This is a genomic window from Corynebacterium sp. HMSC08F01, from assembly GCF_001807545.1.
Lineage (GTDB): Bacteria > Actinomycetota > Actinomycetes > Mycobacteriales > Mycobacteriaceae > Corynebacterium > Corynebacterium coyleae.
The window spans coordinates 54508-63653 of sequence record NZ_KV789310.1 but is presented as its reverse complement, the minus strand read 5'-3'; the positions used below and the strand labels follow the sequence as shown (position 1 = coordinate 63653).

Sequence of the window (9146 nt, the reverse complement as noted above, 5' to 3'; positions counted from 1 at the left end):
ATATAACCACGAACTCACAAACAACACAAACACCCAGGCAGATGGTGGTTTCTGCCTGGGTGGTGTCGTCGATAAGCAGTTGCTTATGCGCGCTTAGCGCCTGCGAAGTTCTTCTTGCCTCGGCGCAGGACCAGCCATGTGCCGTGGAGGAAATCCTGGTCAGACGGCGCCCACGCCTCGTCTTCGACGCGCTCGTTGTTCACGTACACGCCACCTTCCTTGATGGAGCGGCGCGCTGCACCCTTCGACTCTGCAAGACCAGCACCGACGAGAAGCTCCACGATATCCGTGGTTTCGCCGGCTGGGATCTCAAAGACAGAGGTTTCAGAGACTGCCGATGCGAGGGTCTTCTCGTCGAGGTCAGTAAGTTCTGCGCGACCGAACAGAGCTTGCGATGCGAGTTCGACAGCCTCACGGGCTTCCTTGCCGTGGACCAGATCGGTCATCTCCTGCGCCAAGCGACGCTGGGCTTCACGCTTGAATGGGCGCTCCGCCACTTCGGTCTCCAGGCGGTTGAGCTCTTCCTGGTCAAGGAAGGTGAACCAACGCAGGTAACGGATGACATCGGCGTCCGCAGTGTTTACGAAGTACTGGTACCAGGTGTACGGACTGGTCATCTCGGGATCCAGCCACAGCGAGCCGCCACCAGTGGACTTGCCGAACTTCTTACCTTCGGAATCCGTCACCAGCGGAACAGTCAACGCGTGAACCTGCTCGCCGTCCATACGACGATTCAGGTCAACGCCCGCAACGAGGTTGCCCCACTGATCGCCGCCGCCAACCTGCAGCACGCAATTGTGGTTGCGGCGCAGCTGCACGTAGTCATTCGCCTGCAGCAGCATGTAGGAAAACTCGGTGTAAGAAATGCCGTCGTTCTCCAGACGACGCTTCACCGTGTCGCGGCCGAGCATCGTGGACAGCGAGAAGTGCTTGCCCACATCACGCAGGAACTCGATAACGCCAAGGTCTTTAATCCAGTCGTTGTTGTTGACCAGGCGTGCTGCATTGTCGCCATCAAAGTGCACGAAGCGCTTGAGCTGGCCGCTGATCCGGTCCGCCCAATCACGGACGGTGTCCGCGGAGTTCATAGAACGCTCCCCCACATCGCGGGGGTCACCGATCATGCCGGTAGCGCCACCAGCAAGCACGATCGGTGTGTGGCCTGCTTCTTGGAAGCGGCGCAGCATGAGCAGCGGAACGAGGTGGCCGGCGTGCAGCGAGGGACCAGTCGGGTCGAAGCCGCAGTACAGCACGATCGGCTGCTCGGTTTCCTTCCGCAGTGCGTCGAGGTCCGTGGACTGGTTGATCAGCCCGCGCCACTCAAGCTCATCAATGATGTTTTTGCTCATTGGGTTTTTCTCCGTCTTCTACTTTGCCGAGATGTATGGCTCTGCTTCGTCGATGAGCAGAACTGGGATGCCGTCGTCAATGCGATAGGCAATGCCGAGGCGTTCGTTGACCAGCAGCTCCCGCTCTTGGTCATACTCCAGCGTTCCCTTGTCTTTGGGACACGCGAGGACGTTAAGAAGCTTCGGATCCAGACTCATGCTTTCGGATCGTACCCGCTGCCTCCGTGGTAGCTGTCGTCGAGTCCGGGCAACTCACCGAGCTCTTGACGCAGGAACTGCGCTTGTGAATCCATGGCGCGCAGATTGTCGTCCAAAATCCCCTGCTGCACCCGCTCAGCAGCGCGAGTGAGCGTGGTTAAAGAGTCCACAACCACGCTCACCGCAGACTTGTCTCGGTACTGAGGGGCATCAAGGTACGTATCGACGACCTCCGGGTAGTACACATTGACTACATTCCACATCGTCTGCCGGTGCTTAGGCGTCGGCTCGAGGCGTTCCCACTCGGACAATACGAACTTGGAGGCTTTTTCAAACGCTCGCGCCTGCATCATCACCTGACGTGGTGGCTTCGCCGATTCCAACCGATCAGTCGTTTGCCGCAGCGCATTCTCGAGAACTTGCGACGTGGGCAGGGTTGGTGCTGCTGGAAGTTCCTTGGTTTTCCGGGACGGCGCAAGAGCCGCGCCGGCGCCATACGCGGCCGCCGCGGCGACCGGCCAGAACAGTCCGATACCTACCGCAATATGAACCACAACCACGAGGGTAGCCAGCACCAACCCAAGCTGGTTCTTGGGTGAGGCGAAATACCGGGCTGCTTTTCCCGCAGACGAATTATTGGAATCCACGAATCTCCTTAAAGGCAGCAGCCAGGTCGCCACCAAGCGCGTCAAACACCTCACCACCGGTGAGATCTGCAAGTGCTTGCATCTCTATCGCATTAGCATCGCCGTACAAGATAACGAACACAGGCACGTTACGCAGCTGTTCTGGCAATGCTTCATACTGCCTCTTGAATTCGACATAGTCTGGGGCAACGGTGCTTTCACCATCACTCAGCAAAACTATCGACGGAATACCTCCGTTCGGGTCCGTATTCTTTAATGCTTTCAGCAGGGTCTGATACACCGCGGTTCCGCCCTCAGCCTGGAGACCATCGACGAAGTCAGATAGTTTTTCAGCAGACTTCGGATCTTCCCGGGAGAAGCGAACTGTCAACGGTTCGTGTGGTGCGAAATCAAAGGCTTGCAACGTGACGGTTTCCCGGTCGCGTAGGGAGACGTCACCGGTGAGTGTTGAAGCGGAGCCGTCGATAAGCGAGTGCATGATGCTTTTCAGCGACGCCAACCGCTGCCCTTCCATCGACCCGGAAGTATCTAGCACAAACGTTGTTCGGCCTGGTTTGCGGTAGGAGTTGTCGTACGCATAAAGCAGCTCATCGACGACTCCCTCGTTGGCTGGGAACGGCAGCTCGATGACGTGTTGGTTGGCTATCTCCACCGGCACGTTATCCACGCCGGTCACAGGCCTGCGATAGGTCTGAGCGATGTCCTCTTGGTGTTCCAGGAGCCAGCGCGACAGCTCTTCTACCCGACCCCGCGCGTCTGCATGCGCAGGGTTAGCCAGTGCCGATAACGGGTAATCTGCGGAAATCACGCCATCGGCGGGGACAACAACCTCAATAGGCACACCTTGGGCCTTTAGCTGGTGAAGTGTTGCTTCGTAGTTGATGATGCCATCGCCTCGGGACGAATCATTGACAAACGTCTCAGCCAGCCACCCGGAAGAACCGGAAACCATAGATTGCGCCTCGAACAACTCCTTGAGCTGTGGACCAACGCGTTCCAAGTCAGTAGGGGAAATCGCATCGCCCGTGTCCGCGAGCGCAGTCGCTACCGAAACGAGGGCGGAGAATCCCGAGTTCGAGGCTTGCGGGTTGGTCATCCCGAACGTGAACTTGCCGCTTGCGGCAGCGTCGGCAAACTCGGCCCAGGTGGGCTGCTTGGTGTCCCAGCCGAGACGCTTTGCGCTGTCCTCCCATACACCGAACGCGACGGGGCTTGTGGCAATCTTTGTCTCACCGTCCAACTTGTCGGAGGCGCCGATCAGGTTGACGTAGCGGTTCGTAGCAAACCATGTGGCATCCACTTCCCCATCGAAACCTCCCTGTTTGAGCGTTTGGGAGTTTTCTAAAGTTCCGCCGGGGAACTGCATGTCGATAGTGAAGCCGAGCTCCTCTGCTGCACGATCAACCAATTCTTCGAGGTCTTTGAGCTCGGTTGCAGCGACAATGGTCAGATCGGCATTACCGCTGGGCCCTGCGCCGGATGTATCAGGAGTATTGGAAGTGCCTTCTTCGAAAGTGCTACACGCGACGAGCACCAGAGACATGAACGCAGCAAGCGCCGCGACGAGGCGATTCATTATTCCTCCTCCTTCACCGGTGCGGGTGCTCCGCCATAGCGTTGACCGACACCGTCGATGAGTTGTTCAAGCCTGTCGTAGGAGGGTGGGTCGATGGAATTGACGTAATCCGCAGGCGCATCGAGCCCTCGATCCTCCATCTCTTGGGCCAGGTTGCCTGAGGTCGCGGGCCGGAATCCGTGGTACGCGGCCAGCCTTTGTAGCTCGGGGTCGTTGGTGAGCAGACGACCGAGTTCTCTACCGCCCTCGCTCACCCCGACGATGCCGTGGTTAGCCAGCACTGTCGGACTGAGTTGCAGCAGCACCATATCGTCGCGGATTCGGGAATTATCTCGCATCTGCTCACCAATGAACTGTGCTTCGTACACCATCACCATCGGTACCGCTCCCATGCCTTGGCTGAGGTAGTCCGCAAAAGGGCCAGAGGATGAGGCTTCGCTGTATCCCTGAGCGGTGAAGAAGGGCGCAATCTCGTCGACAAGAAAACCAACGTCATTGGCGCGATCGGGTTCTCGCTGTGCTACCTCCCACGCCAACAGCGACAGATACATCGCGGCGGAGTTTGAGGTGCGGATATCTGTCGAGCGGATCTGTACATTGCGTGGCGACGGAAACGCGTCCCCGAGGTCGCGCCATCGTTTTCCGGAGCGGGCCAAGTCCATGTACTTGTTCACGTCCAGTGTGTAAGCGCCGTTCTGCTCAGCCACGACTCCCTCAGCTACCAGTAGATCCGCAATCGGCTTCCAGCTCGCTACCGCCATCGGGGAGAAGAACGGGAAATCCACCGAGTAGCCACTGCCCTGTTCGCGCACCTTTTGCGTGGCAGGCCCGGAAGACGGGAAAACGAAATCTTGTGCGGCAATATCCGTGGTGGTAGCTATCTGGCGGGACCCCGCTGTTGTCACGCTGACGCTGTAGCCCAACGCTGCAAGTCTGTCCTTGACCTTGGGGTCTTCAAAGAAAGCCCGCTTTTCAGAGCCGATTACTCCGTGGAGTTGCTGCACGTTGCCCTGAGACTGGCGATTTGATTCAGCGCCACTGTCTTTTTCGTCGCCATCACTGCCAAAGGGAAGAAGCCCCCGGCCTAAAGCGACTGCGGCGATGACCACTGCAATAAAAATGAGGCCAAGCACCACGGAGACTGACCGTCCCCGGGGCTTGGCTTCATAGGTATTTGGCGCATCCATATCCCAATGCTAAAGGGAAACTCTGAACTGCGCTCTGCGAACGTGTATTTACTTCTTCCGTACTGGCTGCTCTGCCCACTGGCGCGCAGCCTTGTTCGCTTCGCGCACACGCTCCCGCTGCTCCACCACACACGGTTTCGCAGTACCGCCGCGGGTATCGCGGGATGCGACCGCCCCATCGACAGTAAGTACCTCGCGCACTTCGGGGAGCAGACGCTTATCGACGCCCGCTAGCTCCTCATCCGTCAGATCCACGAGATCGACACCACGGGATTCTGCGATGCGAACGCAGGCTCCCGAAGCCTCGTGTGCTTCGCGGAATGGAACGCCCTGGCGCACCATCCATTCGGCAAGGTCGGTGGCCAATGTGAACCCTGCTGGAGCCAGTTCGCGCATGCGGTCTTCGTGGAACGTCAACGTGGAAACCAGTCCAGTGAACGCCGGCAGGAGGATGGAGAGCTGCGTGACCGAGTCGACCAACGGCTCCTTGTCTTCCTGAAGGTCACGGTTGTACGCCAGCGGCATAGCCTTCAGCGTGGCGAGCAAACCGGAAAGGTTACCGATCAAGCGACCAGCCTTGCCGCGGGCAAGTTCCGGAACGTCCGGGTTCTTCTTCTGCGGCATGATCGACGAGCCAGTCGACCACGCGTCATGCAGCGTGACGTAACCGAACTCTGGCGTGGACCACGCGATGATCTCTTCGGCGAAACGAGAGATATCAATCGCAATCTGTGCCAGGACGTACGCGGATTCTGCAGCAAAGTCGCGCGATGAGGTGCCGTCGAGCGAGTTGTCGGTTGCAGAATCGAAACCAAGCTCCTCTGCGATCGCCTCTGGGTCGAGGTGCAGCGACGAACCAGCCAGCGCTCCAGAACCGTACGGCGAGACTGCCAGTCGCTTGTCGGCATCCTTGATCCGGTCCAGGTCTCGCAGCAGCGGCTGGGCGTGCGCCAACAGCGAGTGCGCAAGCAGGATCGGCTGTGCTGCCTGGAAGTGGGTCTTGCCAGGCATGATCGCGTCTGGGTGGGCTTCCGCCTGTGCGACGATCGCGTCGATCAGATCGCTGACATCGAGTGCGACACCCCGCAGGGCATCGCGCAGCCACATCCGGAACATGGCCGCAACCTGGTCGTTGCGGGAACGTCCAGCACGCAGGCGACCACCGATCTCGGGCCCGACACGGTCGATGAGTCCACGCTCCATCGCACCATGGACATCCTCATCGGTCGGCAGCGGACCGAACGAGCCGTCGGCTACGTCGCGGCCAAGTTGGTCTAGGCCGTCGAGCATGACGGCGAGGTCGTCGTCGCTAAGCAAACCTGCCTTGTTCAGCACCTTCGCGTGTGCCTTGGATGCGAGCACATCGTATGGCGCAAGCACCCAGTCAAAATGGGTAGACACGGACAGGGCGAACATGGCTTCCGACGGGCCGCCGGAAAAACGACCGCCCCAGAGCGCACCTTCGTTTGTCTTGTGCTGCTCCATTTACTTGCCGGCCTCGCGGTCGCGCTTGTTCGCGATCTGGGAGGACAGACCGTGCAAACGCACGAAGCCCTTGGCCAGGGTCTGGTCGAAGGTATCGCCGGTGTCGTAGGTAGCCAGGTTGAAGTCGTACAGCGAGTGGTTGGAACGACGGCCGTTGACCGTGATCTGGCCAGCGTGCAGGACCATGCGGATATCGCCGGTGACGTGCTCCTGGGTGGACTCGATGAACGCATCCAGGGAGCGCTTCAGCGGGCCGAACCAGAGGCCGTCGTACACCTCCTCGGACCAGCGTGCATCGATAAGACGCTTGTAGCGAGCCAACTCGCGCTCAACGGTGACGTCCTCAAGAGCCTTGTGAGCGGTGATCAGCGCGACGGCGCCCGGCGCTTCGTAGACCTCGCGGGACTTGATGCCAACCAGACGGTCCTCAACCATGTCGAGACGGCCAACACCCTGGGCACCTGCGCGACGGTTCATCTCTTCGATTGCTTCGAGGACCGTGACCTTACGGCCGTCGATGGCCACCGGCTTGCCGGACTCGAAGGAGATGATGACCTCGTCCGGAGCGTTGCCGAGCGCCGGGTCCTCGGTGTAGGCGTAGAGGTCCTTTGTCGGCGGGTTCCACAGATCCTCAAGGAAGCCGGTCTCAACTGCGCGGCCCCACACGTTCTGGTCGATGGAGAACGGCGACGCGGCAGACTGCTCAATCGGCAAGTTCTTGCCCTCTGCGTACTCGATGGCCTTATCGCGGGTCCAGGCATAGTCACGAGCCGGAGCGATGATCTCCAGGTCCGGATCCTGGTTCAGGAATCCGACCTCGAAACGAACCTGGTCGTTGCCCTTGCCGGTGCAGCCGTGGGCGACGTGGGTGCCGCCGTACTTGTGACCAGCCTCAACGAGATGCTTGACAATCAGCGGGCGCGAAATCGCGGAAACCAGCGGGTACTCGCCCTGGTACATACCGTTTGCCTTGATGGTGGGCAGGCAATACTCCTCGGCGAACTCATCCTTGGCGTCCACAACAATGGACTCCACTGCACCGCAGTCCAATGCGCGCTGGCGCACTGATTCCATGTCCTCGCCGCCCTGTCCAAGGTCGAGGGAGACCGCGATCACTTCACCGCCGGTCATTTCAGCCAGGTACGGGATAGCAACGGACGTGTCCAAACCGCCTGAATATGCAAGAACAACGCGATTAGTCATGGTAGAACGATTCTCCTTCAAAAGATTTCATGAATAGTATGAGGTTACCTGCAGGGTAAAACTTTTTAGTCGCTGCCCCGGGCGTGTCCGCCGAAGAGTTCCACGGCAAGTTCTACGCCGGTGAGCGGTTCGCGTGCAAGAACAAAAATTGTGTCGTCGCCAGCAATGCAGCCGACAACCTGGTCGAGGCCTACGCGGTCAATGTAGCTGGCCAGGTACTGCGCCGCACCTGGGGGCGTGCGCAGCAGTGCAAGTTGACCCGAGCCATCCGCGGATACGACCAACTCGTCGATCATGCGGCGGAGCTTTTCACGGGGGCCAGTCTGCGCGTTTTCAAATCCATCGGCATCGCCGTTGATCGTGTAGTAGGCACGGCCGCCGCCAGATGGGCGGATCTTCTTCGCACCAAGTTCATCCAAGTCCCTCGACAGGGTCGCCTGCGTAATGTCGATGCCTTCTGCGAGCAGCAGCTCTGACAGCTGAATCTGCGAGGAAACACGAGTCTGCTCAAGCAACTCGAGGATTCGTGCTTGGCGTGCGGTACGGGATACAGGTTGGGACATTATTGGTGCTCCAGAAGCCAGGTCAGCAACGCTTTCTGCGCATGTAAACGGTTTTCAGCCTCGTCGAAGACGCGCGACTGCGGGCCATCAATGACCTCCGCGGCGACCTCGTTCCCGCGGTACGCGGGAAGGCAATGCAAGAATATTGCATCGTTTGCCGCGCGCGCCATCAGGTCCGCATCAACCTGGTAGGGCAAGAACGGTGTGCGACGATCCTTGCCATCTTCTTCCATGCCCATCGAGATCCAGGTGTCGGTGATCACGACGTTCGCGTCTTCAGCAGCTGCAACATCATCAGTCACGGTGACTCGGGCGCCGGTTTCTGCGGCGCGCTTCTCGGCGCGCTCGACAAACTCGGCACGCGGCTGGAATTCCTTGGGCGCGATAACAGTGATGTCCATCCCCGCTGTAGCGAAACCGATCAGGTACGAGTTAGCCATGTTGTTGTCACCGTCGCCGAGGTACACCGCTTTCAGCCCCTTCAGGCCAGCGGCGCCTTCCTCGGGGCAGAACTCCTCGATGATGGTTTGCAGGTCCGCCAGGATCTGGCATGGGTGCAGGTCATCGGTAAGTGCATTGACCACAGGAACGGTGGCTGCCTCAGCCATGTCCACGAGGTTCTGGTGATCGTAGGTGCGCCACACAATTGCCTGTACGTAGCGGGACAGTACGGCACCGGTGTCCTGGAAGGATTCGCCCTTGCCCATCTGTGCGTGCCCAGTCTCAGTCACGATCGCCTGGCCGCCAAGTTGCGCAATACCGGCGTCGAATGAGAACCGCGTACGCGTCGAGGTCTTGTCAAACAGGACTGCCACTGAAAGCGGCCCTTCCAACGGCCGGTGCGACAGCGGAGCCTTTTTCAGCTCCGCTGCGAGTGCAAGGACTTCAGCCTGTTCTGCTGGGGTGAGATCGTCGTCTGCGAGAAAATGACGAGCCAT

9 protein-coding genes are annotated in these 9146 nt (G+C 59.4%); all 9 read right to left on the bottom strand.

Going from position 1 to position 9146, the window contains the following annotated elements; translation table 11 throughout:
- Nucleotides 1–83: 83 nt before the first annotated feature.
- Entirely contained in the window at nucleotides 84–1349 is a 1266-nt protein-coding gene (tyrS, locus tag HMPREF3171_RS06010; protein ID WP_070422900.1) for a tyrosine--tRNA ligase, read from the bottom strand.
- An 18-nt stretch (nucleotides 1350–1367) separates the two neighbouring features.
- The gene (locus HMPREF3171_RS06005; RefSeq protein ID WP_070422901.1) at nucleotides 1368–1547 is read right to left on the bottom strand and encodes a Trm112 family protein; all 180 of its coding nucleotides are present in this window, start codon (nucleotides 1545–1547) and stop codon (nucleotides 1368–1370) included.
- Nucleotides 1544–2194: a hypothetical protein gene (locus tag HMPREF3171_RS06000; RefSeq protein ID WP_070483638.1), complete on the bottom strand. Its 651-nt coding sequence runs from the start codon at nucleotides 2192–2194 to the stop codon at nucleotides 1544–1546. The genes HMPREF3171_RS06005 and HMPREF3171_RS06000 overlap by 4 nt, the downstream gene beginning before the upstream one ends.
- Nucleotides 2181–3770 (bottom strand): VWA domain-containing protein, encoded by a 1590-nt coding sequence (locus tag HMPREF3171_RS05995; RefSeq protein WP_070483636.1) that lies wholly within the window; start codon nucleotides 3768–3770, stop codon nucleotides 2181–2183. The genes HMPREF3171_RS06000 and HMPREF3171_RS05995 overlap by 14 nt, the downstream gene beginning before the upstream one ends.
- The gene (locus HMPREF3171_RS05990) at nucleotides 3770–4957 is read right to left on the bottom strand and encodes a hypothetical protein (protein ID WP_070422904.1); all 1188 of its coding nucleotides are present in this window, start codon (nucleotides 4955–4957) and stop codon (nucleotides 3770–3772) included. Before HMPREF3171_RS05990 ends, HMPREF3171_RS05995 begins: the two co-directional genes overlap by 1 nt.
- A 48-nt stretch (nucleotides 4958–5005) precedes the next feature.
- A complete protein-coding gene (gene argH, locus HMPREF3171_RS05985; protein WP_070483634.1) occupies nucleotides 5006–6442 on the bottom strand; it encodes an argininosuccinate lyase in 1437 nt (478 codons plus the stop codon).
- Entirely contained in the window at nucleotides 6443–7645 is a 1203-nt protein-coding gene (locus HMPREF3171_RS05980; RefSeq protein ID WP_070422906.1) for an argininosuccinate synthase, read from the bottom strand. It abuts the gene before it with no gap.
- 65 nt (nucleotides 7646–7710) lie between these two features.
- Entirely contained in the window at nucleotides 7711–8208 is a 498-nt protein-coding gene (locus HMPREF3171_RS05975; RefSeq protein WP_070449951.1) for an arginine repressor, read from the bottom strand.
- Nucleotides 8208–9146 carry an ornithine carbamoyltransferase gene (argF, locus tag HMPREF3171_RS05970; protein WP_070422908.1) on the bottom strand — a complete coding sequence of 313 codons (939 nt, stop codon included), beginning with the start codon at nucleotides 9144–9146 and terminating at the stop codon, nucleotides 8208–8210. The genes HMPREF3171_RS05975 and argF overlap by 1 nt, the downstream gene beginning before the upstream one ends.

Excerpts from the sequence above, each read along its gene's own strand:
- HMPREF3171_RS05975 (WP_070449951.1), bottom strand. The coding sequence starts at position 8,208 with ATGTCCCAACCTGTATCCCGTACCGCACGCCAAGCACGAATCCTCGAG.
- argF (WP_070422908.1), bottom strand. The coding sequence starts at position 9,146 with ATGGCTCGTCATTTTCTCGCAGACGACGATCTCACCCCAGCAGAACAG.
- HMPREF3171_RS05995 (WP_070483636.1), bottom strand. The coding sequence starts at position 3,770 with ATGAATCGCCTCGTCGCGGCGCTTGCTGCGTTCATGTCTCTGGTGCTC.
- tyrS (WP_070422900.1), bottom strand. The coding sequence starts at position 1,349 with ATGAGCAAAAACATCATTGATGAGCTTGAGTGGCGCGGGCTGATCAAC.
- argH (WP_070483634.1), bottom strand. The coding sequence starts at position 6,442 with ATGGAGCAGCACAAGACAAACGAAGGTGCGCTCTGGGGCGGTCGTTTT.
- HMPREF3171_RS05990 (WP_070422904.1), bottom strand. The coding sequence starts at position 4,957 with ATGGATGCGCCAAATACCTATGAAGCCAAGCCCCGGGGACGGTCAGTC.
- HMPREF3171_RS05980 (WP_070422906.1), bottom strand. The coding sequence starts at position 7,645 with ATGACTAATCGCGTTGTTCTTGCATATTCAGGCGGTTTGGACACGTCC.
- HMPREF3171_RS06005 (WP_070422901.1), bottom strand. The coding sequence starts at position 1,547 with ATGAGTCTGGATCCGAAGCTTCTTAACGTCCTCGCGTGTCCCAAAGAC.